Origin of the sequence: Paenibacillus sp. FSL H7-0323, assembly GCF_038002725.1 — a bacterium.
Taxonomy (GTDB): Bacteria; Bacillota; Bacilli; order Paenibacillales; family Paenibacillaceae; genus Paenibacillus_AQ; species Paenibacillus_AQ odorifer.
This window is the reverse complement of the sequence record NZ_JBBODB010000001.1, coordinates 5739783-5760838: the sequence shown is the minus strand read 5'-3', so window position 1 is coordinate 5760838 and position 21056 is coordinate 5739783. Positions and strand designations below refer to the sequence as shown.

20 protein-coding genes are annotated in these 21056 nt (G+C 41.4%); 6 read left to right on the top strand and 14 right to left on the bottom strand.

From position 1 onward, the window contains the following. Positions 1–220 precede the first annotated feature (220 nt). Positions 221–301 (top strand): putative holin-like toxin, encoded by an 81-nt coding sequence (locus tag MHH89_RS31390; protein ID WP_367946913.1) that lies wholly within the window; start codon positions 221–223, stop codon positions 299–301. A 226-nt stretch (positions 302–527) separates the two neighbouring features. Here the strand turns inward: MHH89_RS31390 and MHH89_RS25815 are convergent, their stop codons facing one another. Next, positions 528–1397, bottom strand: a complete 870-nt coding sequence (locus MHH89_RS25815) for an aminoglycoside phosphotransferase family protein (RefSeq protein WP_341088484.1) — start codon at positions 1395–1397, stop codon at positions 528–530. A gap of 52 nt (positions 1398–1449) precedes the next feature. After that, positions 1450–2337 (bottom strand): spermine/spermidine synthase domain-containing protein, encoded by an 888-nt coding sequence (locus tag MHH89_RS25810; protein ID WP_254857080.1) that lies wholly within the window; start codon positions 2335–2337, stop codon positions 1450–1452. A gap of 483 nt (positions 2338–2820) precedes the next feature. Here MHH89_RS25810 and MHH89_RS25805 point away from each other — a divergent pair, with 483 nt between their 5' ends. Beyond that, positions 2821–4344, top strand: coding sequence for a flavocytochrome c (locus tag MHH89_RS25805; RefSeq protein ID WP_076190098.1), 1524 nt, complete (start codon positions 2821–2823; stop codon positions 4342–4344). Between the two features lie 83 nt (positions 4345–4427). Here MHH89_RS25805 and gnpA read toward each other — a convergent pair whose 3' ends face one another. Together gnpA and MHH89_RS25795 are read right to left on the bottom strand one after the other, a co-directional pair. Next, the gene (gene gnpA / locus MHH89_RS25800; protein WP_341088482.1) at positions 4428–6590 is read right to left on the bottom strand and encodes a 1,3-beta-galactosyl-N-acetylhexosamine phosphorylase; all 2163 of its coding nucleotides are present in this window, start codon (positions 6588–6590) and stop codon (positions 4428–4430) included. Positions 6591–6602: 12 nt separating this feature from the next. After that, complete coding sequence (locus MHH89_RS25795; protein WP_076128555.1) at positions 6603–7622, bottom strand: glycoside hydrolase family 88/105 protein; 1020 nt, start codon at positions 7620–7622, stop codon at positions 6603–6605. Between the two features lie 425 nt (positions 7623–8047). On the opposite strand from MHH89_RS25795, the gene MHH89_RS25790 reads away from it, so the two are divergent. Beyond that, the gene (locus tag MHH89_RS25790; protein WP_341088480.1) at positions 8048–8989 is read left to right on the top strand and encodes an AraC family transcriptional regulator; all 942 of its coding nucleotides are present in this window, start codon (positions 8048–8050) and stop codon (positions 8987–8989) included. A gap of 22 nt (positions 8990–9011) precedes the next feature. On the opposite strand, the gene MHH89_RS25785 is transcribed toward MHH89_RS25790, so the two are convergent. The 4 genes from MHH89_RS25785 to MHH89_RS25770 form a co-directional block, all read right to left on the bottom strand. Continuing rightward, entirely contained in the window at positions 9012–9770 is a 759-nt protein-coding gene (locus MHH89_RS25785; RefSeq protein WP_076305253.1) for a hypothetical protein, read from the bottom strand. Positions 9771–10022: 252 nt separating this feature from the next. After that, positions 10023–10745, bottom strand: coding sequence for an MBL fold metallo-hydrolase (locus MHH89_RS25780; RefSeq protein WP_341088478.1), 723 nt, complete (start codon positions 10743–10745; stop codon positions 10023–10025). A gap of 113 nt (positions 10746–10858) precedes the next feature. Further along, positions 10859–11428, bottom strand: coding sequence for an SF0329 family protein (locus MHH89_RS25775; protein WP_076308484.1), 570 nt, complete (start codon positions 11426–11428; stop codon positions 10859–10861). After that, positions 11410–11775, bottom strand: coding sequence for a winged helix-turn-helix transcriptional regulator (locus MHH89_RS25770; RefSeq protein WP_076282561.1), 366 nt, complete (start codon positions 11773–11775; stop codon positions 11410–11412). The genes MHH89_RS25775 and MHH89_RS25770 overlap by 19 nt, the downstream gene beginning before the upstream one ends. Positions 11776–11966: 191 nt before the next feature. On the opposite strand from MHH89_RS25770, the gene MHH89_RS25765 reads away from it, so the two are divergent. After that, the gene (locus MHH89_RS25765) at positions 11967–12500 is read left to right on the top strand and encodes an NAD(P)H-dependent oxidoreductase (RefSeq protein WP_076128543.1); all 534 of its coding nucleotides are present in this window, start codon (positions 11967–11969) and stop codon (positions 12498–12500) included. Between the two features lie 73 nt (positions 12501–12573). Here MHH89_RS25765 and MHH89_RS25760 read toward each other — a convergent pair whose 3' ends face one another. Together MHH89_RS25760 and MHH89_RS25755 are read right to left on the bottom strand one after the other, a co-directional pair. Further along, the gene (locus tag MHH89_RS25760; RefSeq protein WP_076128541.1) at positions 12574–13740 is read right to left on the bottom strand and encodes a DUF4317 domain-containing protein; all 1167 of its coding nucleotides are present in this window, start codon (positions 13738–13740) and stop codon (positions 12574–12576) included. Between the two features lie 216 nt (positions 13741–13956). After that, the gene (locus MHH89_RS25755) at positions 13957–15087 is read right to left on the bottom strand and encodes an NAD(P)/FAD-dependent oxidoreductase (RefSeq protein ID WP_076310537.1); all 1131 of its coding nucleotides are present in this window, start codon (positions 15085–15087) and stop codon (positions 13957–13959) included. A 169-nt stretch (positions 15088–15256) separates the two neighbouring features. Between MHH89_RS25755 and MHH89_RS25750 the strand changes: the two genes are divergently transcribed. Further along, entirely contained in the window at positions 15257–16444 is a 1188-nt protein-coding gene (locus MHH89_RS25750) for a YhgE/Pip domain-containing protein (RefSeq protein WP_076276961.1), read from the top strand. A gap of 46 nt (positions 16445–16490) precedes the next feature. Next, on the top strand, positions 16491–17030 hold the full coding sequence (locus MHH89_RS25745; protein ID WP_076128531.1) for a PadR family transcriptional regulator: 540 nt from the start codon (positions 16491–16493) through the stop codon (positions 17028–17030). Positions 17031–17110: 80 nt separating this feature from the next. On the opposite strand, the gene MHH89_RS25740 is transcribed toward MHH89_RS25745, so the two are convergent. The 4 genes from MHH89_RS25740 to MHH89_RS25725 all read right to left on the bottom strand — a co-directional run bounded on the left by MHH89_RS25740 (position 17111) and on the right by MHH89_RS25725 (position 21042). Further along, a complete protein-coding gene (locus tag MHH89_RS25740; protein ID WP_341088476.1) occupies positions 17111–18097 on the bottom strand; it encodes a FecCD family ABC transporter permease in 987 nt (328 codons plus the stop codon). Continuing rightward, complete coding sequence (locus MHH89_RS25735) at positions 18097–19137, bottom strand: FecCD family ABC transporter permease (protein ID WP_341032244.1); 1041 nt, start codon at positions 19135–19137, stop codon at positions 18097–18099. Before MHH89_RS25735 ends, MHH89_RS25740 begins: the two co-directional genes overlap by 1 nt. 70 nt (positions 19138–19207) lie before the next feature. After that, positions 19208–20029 (bottom strand): alpha/beta hydrolase, encoded by an 822-nt coding sequence (locus MHH89_RS25730; protein WP_339246399.1) that lies wholly within the window; start codon positions 20027–20029, stop codon positions 19208–19210. Further along, positions 20026–21042, bottom strand: a complete 1017-nt coding sequence (locus tag MHH89_RS25725) for an ABC transporter substrate-binding protein (protein ID WP_341088475.1) — start codon at positions 21040–21042, stop codon at positions 20026–20028. Before MHH89_RS25725 ends, MHH89_RS25730 begins: the two co-directional genes overlap by 4 nt. Positions 21043–21056: the final 14 nt, after the last annotated feature.

The following is a 21056-nucleotide window of genomic DNA, read 5'->3' as shown; positions in this document are numbered from 1 at the left end:
CCTACAATTGGGAATCAAAAAATCGCAAATGTGATACGGAAGTTTCAAAATGGAGAGAGTTGCGGAGACAAAGAGAGGAAATGGAAAACTACTCCAATCCTAGGGAGTATTATGACAAGAGTCTTAATTCTCTTTCAAACGATTATGCTATACTGGTGGAGCAAATAGAATAGGCTTAAAGGGTCGGTCGGCTACCTCTCACCGAAGGGAGGGATGCCTTGTGACAGTGTTTGAAGCAATGATGCTTATGCTAACCTTTGGTTCGCTTATCGTAGCGCTGCTGTCCAATAAACGCAAATAGACCGCCCACTCACAAAGGCATGCGGTCTATCTGTCGTGTCCTATTTGCTGAAGCCTACCGCCCTTAAAAGCGGCTATTGCCTTGGGAGTCGTGTTACAGCACGGCTCTCTTTGCATTTTACGTCTTTTCTACCTTTAATATACCACAAATAATTTAATAACGTAATAATGTACGGTGTTACATTACATTTCCAATCTCCCAGAAAATCCATCCATCCTTGCGTACATCAGAACAATTTACTATCCATCTTTTTTAAAAACCGATTATTAGCGATTAAGCCTTTCACTCTCTTCGTTGTATTAGGCCCTTTCGGTGTGCCACCTCTTCTATTCAGCAAAATCCACCGTAGACATGCCCAGGCTTCAAAGATCTCAAGTTCTTCCTGATCCATATCATTTTCCAATAGATAAGCAGTTCGGAACACATCAGCATAACGCTCAGAGATATATATTTTCAGCAGAATAAGTGACCAGGCAAAATCATATCTAGAGTCTCCCAACTGGCCGTTCGTCCAATCGATTATGGTATATCGCTCTTTATCCTCCACTATATTTCCGATATGAAAATCCCCATGAATGATACAGTCTTGCTTCATTGGAGTTTGCTCAACAAGAGCAGTCAACACATTATAAATATCAGATTGTTCTTTGGCTTCAGGGAAAAAATAGCCGATGAAATCGTATTTTGGCAGTTGTATATTTCCAATCTCTTCAACGCGAATTTTATGTATTTTTGCTAATAGGCTTGCGAGTTCCTTCATTTTCCTGGTATTCATTTTATGAATAGGGGTTCCGTCAAAACTTGTTAACAACACCTTATGTCCCTCCGGATTGATTCCCCAGCCCACTGGTTTAGAGACGGCTACTCCTCGTTCGGATAGAACATCCAATAAACGATATTGAAACTGGACATCCGGTCTGGATTCCTTATTCCATGTTTTCAGTACATAGCTCTCTTGATCAGAATTAATCCTCATGACCTCAGCTTCAAATCCTTGATCCATTGTATGCGCAGTTAAGCTGTCTTCCTGATTTAATAAGTCGTTTATGATTTCGTTGTGCTCTAGCCAATTTATGATAGATATAGGAGTTTTCAAAAATGGGTTCTTCCTTTCGGAGTCAGCTACAACAGATTAACGCAACTCAAAATTACAAATAACATAAAATAGATTGTTCTATCCAGTACATAAATACAGTATCCGGGCTTTTCTTTTCAAACTTTTTCATTTTTAAATACATGTCCATTCCATCAGAAACATCATGCCATAAATCCGTAAATACAAAATCATATTTTTCCTTAGACATATGTTGTTCTGCATATTCGAAAGCATCTGCTTGGATAAGCCTGATCTTGTGAGCATTACTGAATTGTGGCAGTACATATTTATTAAATAAATCAATGACATCTTGATTTTTTTCAACAACCGTTATGCTTTCAACATTAACTTTTTCAGAAACCATATAAGCATAATAGCCAAGTCCAAGCCCAAATGTAAGAACATTCCCAAACGCTTTATCAACAGCTTCTTTCATTGTTTCTATTTCATTTGGTGTGATCGTCATCCATATTCTTTCATTCTCCAAGACAGCCGGGAACATGAATTCAGTTTGAAAAAAACCAACCTGAGGAATTTGTCTTCCCTCTTCTGTCCGGATGATATCATTGCAAACAAAACCTTCAAAAGGTTTATATTTTTCATATTTTAATTCACTATTATTAATCTTTATAGTTGGTATCTTGATATTTTTATAATATGGATTGTCATAATATTCATTTGCATCAAGCTTATGAAGCATATTGCTAAAATATTGGTTGAACAATTCCTTATCATCAACATTATCAACCGTATCCATCCCAAAAGCAGCAGCCAGCATTAAACCAAAAGCGTATTCATAAGATACACCACAGTTTACGATTTCTTCAATTTCTTCTTTGTTAATAAAGTCGGGGGTATTATTCAAATAGCGGCTTAGTAAAGCAAACACTTTATAGTTATCTTCTTTTACTTTTTCTTTTATTACATTATTAAATTCCATATTCTCACCTATTAATTAGAATTTGTTTCTATGTCTCATGTTAGTCTTTCCAGATTGACTAGTAGGCAATACTCTCATTTTACCATTTAAAAATCCAGAAGAACAAAAACCGCTTTACTAATCCGTGACAGTTACCACTTCTACAGTGAGAAAATCTCACGTCAAATCTTCTAGTTATATGGTTTATGGTCCATTTTCCGCCTAATCCGCTCAATATTTCGTTACCCTATGTTAGAATAGACGACTTGTATAATTTGTGAAAACTTTCACTAATAGTCATGATTGATGGTATACTTAATAAGAAGATGAACTAAAGAGAATAACGATGGAAACTGTGGACGTAACCGTAGAAGATTTGAAGTTAGGAGAATAACAGCGACGCGCGCGCTTCTCCACTTCCAACTCCCTCTGATACTTCCTTTCTTTTTTGTCGGGTTCTTTTGGTACATCTTAATAGAGAAATATAAAAGTGGAGGGTTAACAATGAAAAAGAAAGCAGCTGGTGCTCTGAGTCTCGTCCTCTCTGTCATGCTCGTTACCGCAGGTTGCGGTAATGGAAACGACAAGGTGAACGAGAGCAAGAGTAATAACAACGAGAAAAAAGAAGTTGAAGCCGTCTCCGGGGCATCTGAAGCAAGCTACACACCATTTGATCAATTAAAAGATAAATATGATATCATCATTGTCGGTGCGGGTGGTGCGGGAATGTCCGCGGCGCTTGAGGCCAAAGAGAAAGGCATGAACCCTGTTATTTTGGAAAAAATGCCGGTTGCCGGCGGGAACACAACCAAATCCTCTTCGGGAATGAACGCTTCTGAAACGAAATTCCAAAAAGAACAAAACATTGAAGACAGCAATGATTTATTTTATGAAGAATCATTAAAAGGTGGCCATGACACTAACGACAAAGAAATGCTTCGTTTCTTCGTTGATAATTCCGCGAGTGCGATCGATTGGCTGGATTCCATCGGAATCCGCTTGAACAATATCACCATTACAGGCGGCATGAACGAAAAACGTACACACCGTCCTGAAGATGGCTCTGCTGTGGGTCAATACCTTGTCAAAGGTTTAGTAAAAAACGTACAAGAGAAAGAAATCCCACTTTTCGTGAATGCTGATGTCAAAGAAATCACTGAAAAAGATGGCAAAGTAAATGGCGTCAAGGTCCTCTTTAACCAAACAGAGGAAAAAACAATTACGGCAGATGCTGTCGTTGTAACCACTGGCGGATTCGGTGCCAATATGGATTTGATCTCCGAAGTAAGACCTGACTTGGAAGGCTACGTTACTACTAACCAAATCGGCAGTACCGGAGACGGCATCAAGATGATTGAGAAACTCGGCGGCACAACCGTCGATATGGATCAAATCCAAGTTCACCCGACTGTGCAGCAAGAAAAATCCTACCTCATCGGCGAAGCTGTTCGTGGGGAAGGCGCTATCCTTGTTTCCAGTGAAGGTACACGGTTCACCAATGAATTGGATACCCGTGATAAAGTAACAGCTTCCATCAATACACTACCTGAAAAAGCAGCTACGCTGGTCTTTGATTCCGGTGTTAAATCCCGTGTGAAGGCTGTTGAACAATATGACAAAATGGGCTTCGTGATTCAGGCGGATTCCATCGAAGCTTTGGCCAAAGAAATCGGTGTTCCAGAGGATAAGCTGGCAACAACGCTTGATACTTGGAACAGCGCCGTTAAGAATAAAAAGGATGCCGAATTTGGCAGAACTACAGGAATGGACAATGACCTGTCCACTGGTCCTTTCTACGCTATTAAAATTGCTCCTGGGATTCACTACACCATGGGTGGCGTGAAGATCAATACGAACACAGAGGTTCTAAATAAAGATGGTGAAGCTATCCCTGGTCTGTTTGCGGCAGGCGAAGTTACAGGCGGCTTACACGGACAAAACCGGATTGGCGGCAACTCTGTTGCAGAAATCATTATTTTTGGTCGTCAAGCCGGGATCAAATCTGCTGAATTCATAAAAGCAAAATAAGTAGATAACAGATACTATAGGCCTCACAGCAAAAAGCTCAAGCATCGGCAAGTTAGCCGCTGGCTTGAGCTTTTTTAATGGGATTAATCGCCAATAGTTTGGATAATAGTATCAAACGGATCTAATTCCAGGGTTTGTTGTCCATATTCCGTATCAATCGTAGTTTTTTGAAGCTGGTCGCTATTGTTAATCACGACGAGTATTTTACTTTCTGGATAATAAGCACACTCTGTATATAAATTATCCGTAATGTACTTTGTTTCCTTTAACTCATTCCCGGCATAACGAATCACATTTAATAGCAATCTTGTATTTTCAAAGCTTAAGGTGAAAGAAGGCAGGTAGATCCCCTTTCCTTTACCAAAGGCATGGGTGGACAATGTTATCATCCCACTCTTTTCACACAATACCGCTGCTGAGCCATCCGTAAGATAGATGTTATTTTTAGGTGTTATGCTGGCTCCTTCAGGCACTAAACCTTGCTCATCTCTAGCCTCAAATGTCCATCTTCCATGAGCTACCTTGGAGCCTGTATCCTCATCCAGACCAAGCACATGTGCCATTCTGAAAAAGCTGTCATAACCATCAAGCGCCGAAGGCTGATTGATACCTATAAAAGTACCACCCTCATAAACCCATTCTGTCAGTAAGTCCACGCACTTATGGTCACTCCAGTATTCTCCACCACTCCATGCTGAACCTGCCGAGCCGGCATTGATCACTACATCACACTCATGTAATACTCCCTTACGGATATCTTCAAAATCAATGAACTGCACCTCAACCGGCAATCCGGACAAAGCCTCATTGATATGAATCAAATCATGCATATACGTTTCATGGAAATGCCCGGACAAGGTCCACGATCTCAATTTGCCCCAAGCGTGCAAAATGGCTACCTTCGTCTTAATGTGATACGGTTTGCCTTTATGATGCAGCTCTTTAATTTCTCTGAATTCATCCGCGATCTTTTCGATATAATCACAAAAATCCGGATAAGGCTCTACAAGATGCAAATATCCGCCCAGTCCAATCCGATCTATAGGCTCTCTGAGCAAGGCGCGCCGGATATTAATCCAATACTTTTTGGCATCGAGCGTAGGGTTACCTCCCTCCATAAACGTAGGAAGCCCTCCCAATCCAACCGGAAATAAATAGGGATGCAGCCGAATCTCATGGGTATCTACTTTTACACCAGAGCAAAGCCTTGCCTCATACCCTGAGAACACACATTTAATCATCCCGTCAAAACCAAACTCCTCAAAACGGTCATTGTAAGGCTCCATGCCAACCCAACTATCATCATAGAAGACATACGCCAGCTTATCGTGCTTATGCACAATATCAATTAATTGCTTACCAAATTCGATGACAAAATCATTGATAAATGCCATATAGTCCAGCTTCCGCTGCTGCGCCGGGATATGACTGACCCGATATTTCCCACCATTCACAAAATCCTCGGCCGTGAGCGAATACCCATATTTCTTGGCAAACAGATCAAGCGCCCTTGAGCTTACCGTAAAATCATATGAACCCCAGTCCGAGAACAAATGGCGATTGCGCTCATCACTGCCCCAGATCCAGGCGAAATTATAAAAGAGGGAGGTGAACCGAACCACTGTTGTTTCCTTATGCTTACGACACCAATCTTCAATCCAATGGAGTAAATATTTTTGCGTTTCTACATAGATGGGATCAATCTGCATCAGATGCTCTTTTTCCCAGTGATTCGTGGTGTGATTGTACATGGAGATCTCTTCCCAAATCCGGTAGACCATGAAGCTGACTGTGTATTTATGCCAAGGCGTTATTCCAGTAATGACTACATTTCCCGATTCCCGCTCATAATTCCACAGTTCTCTTGGAACCTCTTCGCCCGTCGTTCGGTCAAAAACCTGCCAGTACTTAAACGCCTCTTTGGAATCATTCACTCGGAATTGTTCAGCAAAAAAATCCTCCATCAGATAGATGGATAAATAATCTTGTACCGCTACCTTCGGATTTGTTATTAAAAAGCTCTGCTGCAGCTTGTCTGAATTCTGGGACGCCCATTCGTTATGATCTCTGATGATGCAGATTGTAGAATAAATGCCGTATCCTGCGTTGATAATCTCATCGGACAACTGTGTGCCGTCACTGTCACGGATGACATCGGCACCCCAACGTTCAGCTAATTCCAGGGTCAATGCCTCATAACCGGATTCTCCCGGCAGTGTAAAGGCCCCCGTTGTTTGTTTGGACAACTTGGATCCCTCCTATTTAAGCATATCGGATAGAAAAGCTAATGCTAAGCCTTGCCCCCAGCCTTGAATCCAGTCTTTTGGAATATTGCGGTATCCTTCCCGATCCTTCATAACCGCTGTTCCGCCAGAGACACCCAGTACCCGTCCATCTTCGCTGATATTGTTCAAAATACCTTTCAGGGCCTTTTGCACATATTTGGTATGCAGCGGATTGCCGTTATTGATCATAGCAGCCGCAATACCGCAAGACGCGGATACTTCTTCATAAGACTCCTCGTCATCGAGTACTGTCCGCCACAGGCCGTTCTCCGTTTGCACCAGCTTGAGTGCGGCCAGCTGATCGCGCAGCGAACACTCCACGTCCATACACTGCGGATACAGATACCATTCTTTCAAAAGCTTTTTAACTTGCGACATGGTGTATGCGCCCCAAGCATTCGCTCTGCCCCAGAATAGTCCAGACATGTGATCCTGCTTCACATTATTGTAGCCATGGTACCAAAACCCGCTGCTAGGATCTTGCAGGTATTTGATATGCCAATAATATTGATTCAAGGCATCTTGAATCATTTCCTGATCCTTTAATTTGCTTCCTACACGGAGCAGGAAAAATGCCGCCATAAACAAGGTATCCGCCCATGCCTGTTCTGGAAAATCATTAGAAATAGAGACGGTATGCTGCAACACATGATCTCCGAATCTAAGCGCATTGTTCTGCAGATAATCTACTTTGCTCATCACAATATCCCAATATTTCTGATTGCCTGTTTCCTCATACAAAGTGATCAGCATATGGCCCATGGCACAGGTATTTACCGTCCAATCCGGCAGACCCAGCTCGATATATTCATCTGCCCACTGGACAAGCATATCCAAATACTCTTTATTTCCTGTAGTTTCATAAGCTCTGGTTACCCCATAATAAGCCACACCACAAGGCCAGTCCCATGTTAAATCCATCGCCATTGTTTTTCTGACCACTTTGTCGATGACCCTTAAAATCTCTTCTCTGTCATAAGTTAATTGAAGCATCTTGTTTCTCCTCTCTTTCGCACACGCCCCCAAAGGCGCTTGAGAGCTGTCCGTCCATATTGTAAACGCTTTACTAACTCTATTGTAAGTAGTAAAATGGTCTGATTCTAAGCATATTCATAACTAAACTGTGCAATTTCAACCATTAACTTTTGTTCGCTATATCTTGGAATTAGCCGTGACTACAGAGAATATTTGGACTTCCGGCCGCTGTTGTCGTAAGAATTTCTTGATTTTATACCGCTCTTCGCGGTGGAAATCTGCAGACAAAGGCGGACGCTAACGCTCCTACAGTTCCAAACTTCTCCTCCGCCACTTTTTTCCCAAATTGTATAATATCAAGTTCTCTTTATATAGTTGAATTTGATATAACGTTAACCTATAATCTACTCAACCTACGTAATAAGAATGGGAGTATTGAGAATATGCCCAGAAAAAAGAAGCCCGTCATTGAATACCGCCACTACAGCTTACCGATAAACTTTCCTATCTTGCTGTTAAGTGGTGAACGTTGGAAGATTTCTGATATTAAAAGTGAACATCTGCATTTCCATAATCATTTGGAGATTGGCATTTGCCATTCGGATAGCGGCATCATGGAGATCAAAGGAGAATCTGTGCCTTTTAAAGCCGGAGATGTGACCTTCATCCCTAGGTATCTCCCTCATACAACTTATAGTTCGCCGAATGAAGCCAGTCTGTGGTCTTATATCTTTTTTTCGCCTGAGGATCTTTTTCAGCAATCCTTCAAGAGCGCTTACAGCAACTTTGAGCCGAATCTGTGGGCTATAAAGGGAACAAACTGTATTTTGAATAAAGAGGAACATCCCAAGGTTTATACCCTTGCGACATCGGTCGTGGAGGAATTGAAACAAAAAAATCCTTACTATCAAGAAAGTGCCTACGGCTTATTGTTATCGCTTTATATAGAACTCCTAAGAATTCATTCCCGGTATGAACCCTTGGTTAATCAAGACACAGAGCATAGCCTGAAGGGCGATTTTGTCATCTCACCCGTTCTGGAATACATCACTACAAACTACATGATGCCGATTACCATCGATTTTTTAGCTGATCTGTGCCACCTAAGTACCACTCATTTCCGCAGGAAATTCCATGAGATTATGGGGTCCGCACCTCTCGACTTCCTAAACAGTACCCGTATTGAAGAGGCCTGCAAGCAGTTAAAAAGTACGGATGATTCCATTCTCTCCATCTCTGAGCAAGTCGGTTTTCAGTCCATATCCAGCTTCAACCGATGTTTCTCCAAGCTTATGGGTGAGTCACCTAAACAATGGCGTAAAGGCGCACAATCCGAAGCACAATCCGCTAAAGCGTCTATATTGGAGTTTACGGGGTGGGTATGATCCATTGATCCATTGATCTATTCTAGATCATCTTTCTCCCGATTGTTTTATATAACATGGTTCTTATCTTCTTTAACTGCGCAAAGTTTTCTTCAAATGAAATGCTGTGGGTCAGTGCCAGCCCTTTTGAGAAATCTTTTTTATATAGAAAAATTGATTCCAAATACAAACCTATGACATGAATCTGGTTCCAAGTAGGATAACTTGAATGATGATAGAAGACAGTCAGCGTTTCTAATGCATAAAAATTATGACACCATCTCGCTTCCTCCATTATGTACTTCATTGCCGGTCCATTATTGTTAATCATTATGTCTCGGAATTCATCTAAATGATTAGGCTGAACATCGACATATTCAATTGCATAAAATGGCTTTACATGCCGTTTTCGCGCGCCTTCCCCTGGTGTAGGGTACGTGCTGTTTGGTGTGGTTACAAGTAACTCCATACGGATTGTTTCGAGCACGAAAGGTATATTCACATTTTTTAAGTTAGGTAAAATGAATTCGGCATCTTCTTTTTCCTTGATCTGCATTAGGATAAGATAATCCCATATAATGAATTCTCCATGTTTTTCGGCTGTTTTGTTATGACTGTAAACTGAAATATCCTCCACAGCATTATTTTGAGTCATGGATCCTAGAACGTCTGTGAGTTGGCTCTTTATTTCTTTTTTCATATGCTTTTTATACTTCTTATCGACTCCGATACTCCAAGCAATATAATAAGTATCATTTTGTGGTGTCAGTTTTAGATTCTCTACGCTTATTTTCTTATCCATTTCTGTTTCCCTTTCTGTACAAGTCCCCAGCCATCGATGTATAATTCGTCTAAGATTTCTAATAGCTCGGAAGGGGTCTGAAGCAAGGCTGCTTATGGTTAATCGTAACCCTGCTTCCCAATAAACGCAAATAAGCCCCCTCTATGAACTGCCCCATCAGGCACAACAAAAAGGCATGCGTCCGGTACACTACCGAATTCATACCTAACAATTCACCTAATAAAATAAGCTGTTATGTGATAAGGCTAGCCCTTACTTGACCTCACAAAATCTATTTAACAAGGGAATGATTTGTTCCTTGCTCATAGGGGCGTCGTGCCCCGGGATATACGTAGTAAATGAAAGAGTCGATAAAAGCTCAATATATTCTTTCATTTTTATCGGATCAATTTTACCTTCTCCATGATAATAATCCCCGCTATGTGCATCGCCTGCGAATAATACTCCCGCTTCTTTTATATATACAACACAAGAATCGTCTTCATGTGGCCCTCCTACCTTTATAATCTGGCAAGTGGTGCCCCCTAAATCCAGCGTTAAAGCATTCTCGAACATAATATTTCCTGTGCTAACCTTAATCTTATCAAACGTATCATATTCTTTTTTCATACAGTTATAGGCGAATTCTATTTCTTCTTTGGTCACTAAGCGTTTTACAACAGCTTCTTCATCCCATTCCCATTCTTTCAGGCGCTTTAGTGCCTCATTCGTTGCTGAAGAGACTATAGTTTCCCCGTCAAAAGCATGCATACCAAAGGTATGATCCCAATGCCAGTGCGTGATCAAAGCATATTTGGGACGTGGCAGATTGTTATCATCTAAACACTTTATAAAGGCATCTAAATGCGATTTTGAATTACCACAATCAATCATAATTGAAAAGCTGTCACCTACAACATATCCCAAAACAGGTCTGTCTGTTTCTCGGACACTTTCCAAATAATAAATAGAGTCATTTATTTTTTTGAGTTCCATCCTATTTTCTCTCCTTTATGGATACAGGTAAAGATACGCTCTATGGGGGAGATGATTACCTATTTATAATGGATGAAGCAGGTGCCATTGAGCAAGGGAGAGTTTAGTTATATTCACAATGTACTACGCCGTAGTTCATAAAAATATTGCACAATCGGATGCTTTAACTGCATCTTCTCGCTCATGTTTAAAATCCGCTTTTTCCCAACCCGTCTATCCACTAAAGCCAGAATATTCAATAAGATATCATCGCTCTCTATGCTTTCCTCTATAGAAGTAGATAGAAACTTATTAGCTATAACGATAAAATTCGATTTACTTAATGTTGTCTGTGCAGACAAAAGCTCCTTTGCAACTTCTGATATTTTTCTGCTTCTTGCAATGACTATTAGACGATCCTCCGGGATGTTCCCTTTACTATCTTTTCTAACCGCTTCAATGTCTTCAGGGTGGATTGGAATTTGGAGTTCTGAATCATTCTTAATCTCCTGCTCCGTCTGATACCATCTGATTGAGTTAGTTCTATCATTCATATTGAGTACGTTCTTTTTATCTACCGAAATATAACAGCTCCCTGATTTATCAGGTAAATAACGGTAGCTGCTTGCGCGATATTCAACCTTGCCGGATAACGCGGGACAGAGAAAACTCTCCAGTTGTTGCTTTAATTTGCTCCAGGACATGTATCCTCCAACAAGACGATCTCTTCTCCTCGTCTTTGTCTTATTTTTATATTTTCTTTCCCCCAAGCACACATAACATCCACGATCTTATTGGCTGTAACGCCATATTCCGTGAGGCTGTATTCAACTTTTGGCGGCATCTGCTGGTACACGAATCTTTTGACAAGCCCATCCCTCTCAAGTTCACGAAGCTGCTGGATCAGAACCTTTTGTGAGATGCCTTGAATATTACGCTGTAATTCACTTGTTCTTTTGGCACCGGACATCAAAAAGCAAATGATCAAAGCTTTCCACTTTCCGCCGATGATTTCTAGTGTTGCCTCTATCCCTAAATGATATTGTTTCATAGAATAACACCTCGTTCATGCTGATCAAATTAAGCTTACTCAAAACTTCATTGTTGCATATATTTTTTTCGGAGTCCAGTACACACCTCGAAGTAACCATCTTACTTTATTGTGTGTATTTTCTTTTTTTACAACCTGCAAGATAATAATAATATTCATATATAATATAGGCCTGAGAATGGAGATTCATCATGAAAACACTAGTGATTTTGGCGCATCCGAACCTTGAGAATTCGAGGGTCAACCAGCGCTGGAAAGAAGAACTGCTGTTATATCCCAACGATATTACCCTTCATGAGATTTATAAAGAGTATCCTGACTGGAATATTGATGTTTCTAGAGAGCAGAATCTAATGGAAGCTTATGACCATGTGATCTTTCAATTCCCGTTGTATTGGTACAGTTATCCGCCGCTATTGAAAAAATGGTTTGACGATGTGTTGGCTTACGGATGGGCTTATGGATCAAACGGGAACAAGCTTAACGGGAAAAAGTTAGGGCTGGCCCTGTCCATCGGTGATAAAAAAGAAAATTATCAACCAGAGGGCTCTGTTTCTTTTACCGTAGACGAAGTGATCGCACCCTTTAACGCCAGTGCCAAACATGTAGGCGCAGAAGCCCTACCGTACTTTGCTGTTTTTGGAGCTTCATTCCAAGCCAGCGATGAAGAAATTAATACTAGCGCAAAAGAATATATCGAATATATCTTTAATCACCGTATTTGATACAAAACAAATTGGGCTATCCTTAGTCTTGTTCAAAGACTTTAAGGATAGCCCATAGCATTGTTGAAGCAGTCTAAAGATTCTCTGTAGTAAGGGTGAAGCCTTCGATCACGGCATCTTCGTCAACCTCAATCAAAATGCAGCGTCTCCCATGATAATTCACTTGCTTCACATATTTTAAATCCTGCGGGCTGACCGAAATCGTAGCTACCTTTGTATCGATCTTAATCGATTTGGTAGTGAATTTCGGCATTACGCTGCTCGCCTTCATCTCATAATGCTTATCGTCAACGATCGTTTCAAACGCCCGTTCCACTTTTTCCATTGTCACGTTCTCAACGCCACTTACCGTTAGTACACGTTCCAGGTCTCTATAATCGAGCTTTGGAGGTTCTTCCTTATCGTCGTTGGTTTCGATGACCTGATGGATCTCCTCGTACACCTGTGCGAGAGTGGTTGCATCAAGCTGTTCGCCCGCCACTTCCTTCACGATGTCTTCGAATATAGCTCTCTCTTCCAGGGCCGTATTGGATCTTTCGGCATTCAAGACCTCTCCGACAAAATGCGGATCTGGAAAGTTCGATTTCCCCGTACAATACAGAATGCGGTTCACATCGGAATAATTGTCCGTCACGCTTGGGTAAAAGAAACCTTGCTCCGGTGTGCTTAACTTGACGATCGGATCTACAATGACATTGTACTTGAACTCCCGCTCCACGTAATCAAACAAGAGAGCCTTCCGTTGTTTCTCCGTGGAATTCACGCTGCATAGGATAAAAGGATGCGCGAATAATTCGTTTTTCTCACTTTCCTCGGCTTCATCGTTTCTATCTTTAGTCGGGCGGAAATACTGTCCTCGAACGAAAGTGATCACCGTATCCCGTTCATAATGAGTATCCGCCATCATTCTGTCCACCAACAGTAGCATCAGGTCCTGCCATTCATCTGGATCCCCTGTCACCAAAGCTTGATGAAGCATCACCTGCGCTGGCTCCTCCGCTTCCGCTTGAAACTTCAACTCGAACAATTTCTGATCCAGTTCACCGGTCAGGAGTTTTTTGAAATTGCCCATATACAGCTCCTGCTTCTCTCTGTCCACCATTCCAAATGGCTGGCGCTCCCAATGATAGATCTCGTTGCTTTCCTTCATAATATACACGTTGAGAATATCGTAAATACTCATTAAATCGTGATCCAGCTTAAATTGCTTGCGTATATGCGCGACTTCTTTCTTTATCATGATTCGTTAGACAACTCCTAGGAAGATTAATTGGTCTTTTCAGTATAAAGGATAAAAAAAAGCTTCGCTATACTAGTTGAACTTAAGATTTTTCTATTAAGGTAAGGTCGTGACTCCGGTGAATGTTTGGACTTCCGGCCGCTGTTGTCACCAGATTTCTCGATTATTACCATGTTTCATGGTTGAAATCCGGTGACAAAGGCGGACACTACGTTCCTACAGTTCCAAACTTATCGTATGCTCTAATGCATAGTCTTCAAGCGGAATATCTACCTGTTGATCCATGGCTAGCTTGGCTAGCTGCTCACCAAGAAAGGGGCCCATCGTTAATCCCGATGACCCTAGCCCATTAGCAACAATTAGTTTATTCCATCCTTGAACCCTGCCTAACACGGGAAGAAAATCTGCTGTAAATGGACGGAAGCCTACTCTTATCTCATTTAGGCTACAATCTGCAAGACCGGAGGCCGTTTGAAGACCTTTATTTAAAATTTCTTGCATTCCTCCTACGGTTACAGCAGTATCATAACCTACGACATCATTTTCGTGAGTAGCACCTACCACGATATTTTGATCCGCAAATGCGAGTATATATTGATCTGTAGGCGGCATTACCACAGGCCATTGCTCTGTACTCGCTTGTTGAGCAAGCTTCAAATGCATAATTTGAGCTTTTTGATAACGCACCTGAAGCATGATCCCAAGCGGATGAAGCAAAGCGTTAGACCAAGCCCCTGCGCACACAATCACTTCATCCGCTGTGAATGTCTGTTCTCCTACACTAACCCCTTTAATTTCATGTTCATCATGTTCTAAAATAGCATCGCCCTCAATCATTTGCGCACCATTACGCTGAGCAGCCCTTAGCAAAGCATCACGTAATTCACGTCCGTTCACTCTTGCTGCACCGGATACATGAAGCGCATGATAACCTTCCGACAATAAGGGAAACTTCTCTTGCGCTTCAAGATCCGTCAGCATCGTAAGTTCCCCTATTTCAGGGGCGTCCTCTCTGCGCAGCTCCGCTCTTTCTTTCATCGCGAGTAACTTTTTCAAATCCTCATGGATACATATCGCTCCAACTTTTGCGTATCCAGTCTCGGTTTCTCCAGCCTCTTCCAACTCTTGAATAAGTGCCGGATAAAAGCTTGCTCCCGCTTTAGCAAGACGATACCATGCTTTGTTTCTGCGTTGAGACAACCATGGACAAATAATCCCTGCTGCTGCATCCGTTGCTTGTCCAACATCCTTACGATCTATAATGATGACCTCAGCACCTAACTTACTTAGCTGATAAGCTGCTGAAGCCCCTAATATGCCTGCACCAATTACAATAACCTTGTTCATATTCGAAGTCCCTTCAGTTATTCATTTTTTTAATCATTCACTACTTACCCATTGTATCTTAAATTTGACATTTATAATGAATTATCGTACTATAAATTTCACTCAGTTAAAAGTACTTTAATTGGAGTACTAAAATAAAAGTGTTATTTAGAAGAAAGAAGGAATACAGTTGAAGTTTTCACAGTTTTTGAAGTCCAAAGGGGCCATTGGTTCTATTTTTATGGGTGTGTTCTATGCCATTGCGATGCTTGGTATTTTCTTACCAGGGTATACAGCACTTCCAGGGAACATGGATGATTTAAAAATTGCTATTGTCAATGATGATGCAGGTCAATATGGGGCTCAGATTTCGAGTCAGTTCTCGGAGAGTTTACCATTCAAAACGATAAAAACCGATGTATCGAATAAAAAAGCGATGGATGAATTAGAACATAATAAGTTAGCTCTAGTTGTCCATATTCCAGAAGAATTTTCAGCTAACGTTCAAAGCGGTAAGGTATCCGCAAGTATTGATTTCACAGTCAACGAAGCTTCTGCCACCATGGTATCTTCAGCCATGTCTTCCGTTGTAGGAGAAATTAACAAACAATTAAGCGCGAACTTCTCAGAGCAAACCGCAAAAGGTGTGTTAATGAACTTTAACGTACCAGAAGAACAAGCCACCGCAATGGCTACACAAATTGAAAATAGTTATGTCGGGAATTATGTTGTCATCAATGATGTTCCGGACGGCATGCACAACAACATGTTACCTATGTTCTTAACTATGGCTGGTTATGTTGGGGCAATGATTGCCTCCATGCAATTAGTTGCTTCTTTTAAAGCGAACCGCGGGAAAGCAAGCAAGACAAAACTGTTTATGTTCGTTCAATTGACAGCTTTATTAATCGCTGTATTATCAACAGTCGTTGCTTTAACCATTGCCTTCTCTGTTGCAGATGTAGACCTATCTTTACTGTTACCAGTTGCTGCTCAGCAAATTCTAATGTATATGGCTGCATTTAACGTGTGTGCGATTATGGTCTTCCTAGTTGGCGAAGGCGGTATGGTCTTAAATATTCCAATCCTGCTCATGCAAACCATCGCCAATGGTGCTACCATGCCTCGTGATATGATGTATACACCATACGATTGGTTCGGCCGCATCACCCCGATGTATTATTCTGTGCAAGCTTATTTGGCACAAATGTTTGGTTCTATTAGTCCAGCCCCCTTCTTATGGGGATTAGCAGGCGTATTTGCCGGGGCTATGATGATTAACATTGTAATCGTCCGGTTTGTTCATAAACCTGTACCTGTAACTAAAGAAACTATACTGCCCGTTGAAGTTAAAAATACAGCTGAAATAACCGCCTAGGTTTGGTAAGATAGAGTTTAGCCAACAATTAGGAGTGGGTTCTGTGATGTCAATTCAAATTTATATCTTAAGTAAGTTAATGGATGAAAATAATTATCCTTATAAATTAAAAAAAGAACTATCCACCCCTATTCCTTTTGATAAATTGCTCAATCTATCTGAAAGCAAACTGTATTATCACTTTGAATCTCTTACGAAACAGGGCTTAGTTGAACAGGTAGAGATTATCAAAGAAGAACATCGTCCAGACAAACAGGTGTTTTCCATTACCGATAAAGGGCGCAAGCAGCTCCCGCTCAAAATTTATAAGGTAATAGAAGATGCAGAATCTATTTCAGATATGATTGTCGCTCTTGTGAATCTTCGTTTTGTAGAGACTGATAAAGTGATCCCGATTATCGAGAAGAAAATTGAACAGTCACTTATAAAAAAAGATCAATTAAATCAAATCTACCAGCAAATAGATGTAGATAGCTCCACTCGTGAAAGTGTAGATTTCATGGAAAGCTACTACGCTTCTCAACTTGAGCAATCTATACATTGGTGGAAAGTTCTTTTAGAAAAGCTGAAAACGAAAACGATATAAAAAAGAATGCCTTGGATTATAGCATAATCAAGGCATTCTTTTTTTATTTCCAGCACCAATCACACAATAGCTTTTTTCAGTTATTCACTTTTAATCAATAAATATAAAAAGTATGGAGCACCGATTAAAGCCACGATTACTCCTGCTGGTATTTCAGTATTGGCTACTACCATTTTACCAAGCGCATCTGCAATAACAACTAATCCGCCACCGATTAATAAGCATGCGGGAATCATTATTTTATGGCCACGAAAGAGTCGTCTAACTAAATGTGGAACTACTAGTCCTACAAATCCAATGCTCCCACTGACAGCAACCGCTGGTGCCGCCAATAAGACACTACACACTAAAAACCAAACACGATACTTATTTAGAGATACCCCTAAACTAATGACTACAGGATCGTTAAGCCTTAGTACATCCAATATAAGATGATTCCGAATTAATAAAGGCACAATAAGAAGTAACCAAGGCAGCATAGCATACACGTGACTCCAATTACTATTCCCTATGTTCCCTGCCAGCCACACCTTAATCATCTGATATTGCGAAGGATCTAGTACGAAGGTTAACACAATCATAAATGCACTAATCGCAGCCGCAACAGCAATACCAGTATAAATTAATCGAATGGGAATAATGCCTTGATTGCGATCATAAGAAAGCATAAATAATAGAGCGACAACGATAAATCCGCCCAATAAAGCATACAGTGGCTGAACATAAGTATGTAAGCCGGTTGAGCTATTTTGTAAGAGTAAAAATAACATCATGGATAATCCAGCACCAGCATTTATCCCCAGTATACCCGGGTCTGCTAACGCATTTCGGCTTATGGCTTGCAGCAGCATTCCTGCTATTGCCAACGCGCCACCTACTAGAAAACCCAAGATCATACGTGGAATACGGAACTGAAAAAGTACAAGCTCCTGCCTCGGTGTTCCATTTCCTAATACGCTTTGCCATAACTCTTGTAAGCTTAAGCTGCTTTGACCAGTAGATACACTATATATAAAGCCTAGCAGTAAAATGATTGCTATAATTATAAACTTCCATCTTAGCTTCACTATAGCTCCCGCCTTTCTTTACGAGCCAAATATAGAAAGAACGGAACACCAATAACCGCAATTACAGCACCTACAGGGATTTCATAAGGGGCATTTACGATTCGTGCCACTAAATCAGCAAGCACAACAAGGGTGGCTCCCAGAATTGCGGATAATGGAATAATATAACGATAATCCACACCCACTATGTAACGTACCAAATGAGGAGCAATTAAGCCCACAAAGCTTACAGATCCGGCTAAAGCACATGAAATCCCAGCTAACATAAATGCGGCTAAAAGCGAAAGATTTTTGATAAGTTTTATATTAACGCCTAACCCTTCCGCTGTCTCATCCCCTACAGAAAGTATAGTAATCGACTTTGAAATTACGATGGCAAGTAATAGCGCAAGAAGCATCCACGGCAACATTTGCTGTAGATGGGCCATGCTAATGCCACTTAAACCTCCTCCATACCAAAAAGCCACCTGCTGAGCCACTGAAAAAAAGATACTTATTCCTTCACTTAGGGCAGTTAGCATAGCAGAGATGGCAGCACCCGCCAATACAAGCCGAATAGGCGTCATGCCTCGTTTACTTAATAAACCCACACTAAAGACTAAACCCGCTCCCAATCCCGCACCTAGAATACAGAGCCAAAGTGTACCTGTGAATGAAATCGTCGGCAGGAAAACCATAGCAATAACTAACGTGACCCCTGCCCCAGCATTTAATCCAAGAATCCCCGAATCGGCTAAAGGATTGCGACTAATCCCTTGAATAATCGCTCCACTTACTGCAAATCCAGCGCCTGTTGCCATAGCGGCAAGTACCCGGGGTAAACGAATCGACTGGATCACCTGATGAGTAGACGCCTTATCATCAAAAGCGATGATCGACATGAATACATCTGCGAAGGGTATTTTTTTCGCGCCAAGGGCCATAGCAAGCACTAATACGCCAATTAATAGGAGGAGCATGAAGATTAGCAATAATAAAAAGGAGAACTTTTTTTCTCCTGCTAGTGATGATTTCTGAACATTTGCGGCCAATGTTTCCAACCCTTTCCCTTCACTTTACAAAAAGAGCCAGCCAAGGGCCAGCTCAGATGCAAACGAATATGATTTCTATCTAACTTAAGTCAGAGGATGTGGTAAGCAAAAATTTGACGGACCGACTAATCGCACCCGAGATTACGCTCACATGCTCCTCTTGCTCAAGCAATGCCCAGCTTACTTCGAAGCTTGGAAGGTGTAAGGCCATCATGCTGTTACATAAATCCAAGCTATCCTTGACCATATAATCCAGCTCTTCTCCACCGGCAATCATAAGCGTTTTAGGTAACTGACTTAGCGTATTGCTGTGTAAATCAGCTTTAAAATTCTCATATTCCTTTAAAAGTGCGTAATCATTCCACCAGATGGAAGCACTGCTTGCAATATAATGTGAGAACAAGGTGGGTTGTGTAAACAACGCATGCAGAACAAATAATCCGCCAAAGGAATGACCAAACAATGCTTGCTTCTGCTTATTGATAACGAACCGCTGGGCAATGGCTGGCATTAACTCTTTTTCAAAAAAAGCTAGCAGCTCATCTGCCCCGCCAAATTCAGGCCAAGGCTCCCCGTTGGGACGTTTCGGTAAATTCGCGAGCTCGGCTGGCATGGTTAAATCATAGGTTCGACGCACGGTATCAAACGCCTCACCCCCAGGATAACCAATGCCAACAACAATCGCGGGTGGATAGCCTTTAGGCTTACGCGTCAGCAATCGGGTGATTTCAGCAGCGGTTTCAAAAAGCCCATTGCCGTCAAGAACATAAATGACACCGTAGCCATCTTTTGCAGGCTCATCCAAAGGTTTGGCAATAAAAATTTCATAGTCCTTATGATTAGCTTTACTCGTGATCAACATCGTTTCATAGTTTGGTTTTACGTACGGTTTGATAATCATGGCAGCAGGAACGCTACAATATCGTCCATCGTTTTTTGATAAGCAATTAATCCACTGGATCTCCAGTGATCGCCATCCACCTCGAACACTTTACCTGCTTGAACTGCAGGCAGCGCCTTCCATAAAGGACTAGCTTTAATGTCTGCCAGGAAAGCATCTCCCAGACCATCATTATCGTTAATAAAGATATAATCAGCGTCTAAATCAGACAACATTTCCAGCGAAATATCAGCGGACATTTCTCCTTCTACAAGAGCACTTTGAGCAAAGCCTAGCTCACTCAGCACATAACCCCCGTAATGGAAGTTACCCACTAAAAAGATTGCACGGGCATTCGCATTAATATAAATTGCTTTTTTACCGGCAGAAACGCTGGCTAACTGTGCTTTAGTTGCTTCTAGCTTTGTATCGTAAGCAGCAATAGCTTCTGTTGCTTTATCCTCTAAACCTAGCAATTTCGCAATCGTTTCTGTGGCCTCCACTACATTGCCGAGTGCATTCTTAAACACGTACGTTGGAGCAATTTGCGAGTAGTTTTCATAAACACCATTTTGTGCATAAAAAGCAGTGGGGAATATAATTAATTCCGGCTCCAAATCTACTACAGATTCTGGAGAGGGAACACCATTAGCGAAGCTGATTTCTTGTACGCCACTTAACGTATCCTGTAGATACTGCTGCGGTCTTTCACCCGTGGACCATTGGGCTACTGGGGTTACACCAAGGGTAACTAAGTAATCCTCTAGACCAGGGGCATACACCTTTTGTACAGTCCCCGGAATGTTTACTGTATTGCCTACTTGGTCAGTTACTACAAACGCTTCTCTAGCCGCTACTTCCGGTTCTTGTACAGCGGGTTCCTCCGTTGCAGTTGCACTCGCTTCACTGGTTGTTACTGGAGTATCTGTTGCTTGCTGATCAGCTGTATTATTGCCGCCGCAAGCTGTCAGTAGAATGGATAATAAACCAACCATTACAACATAACTTATTGTTTTTGTATTAAACCCCTTCATGATAGACCTTCCCT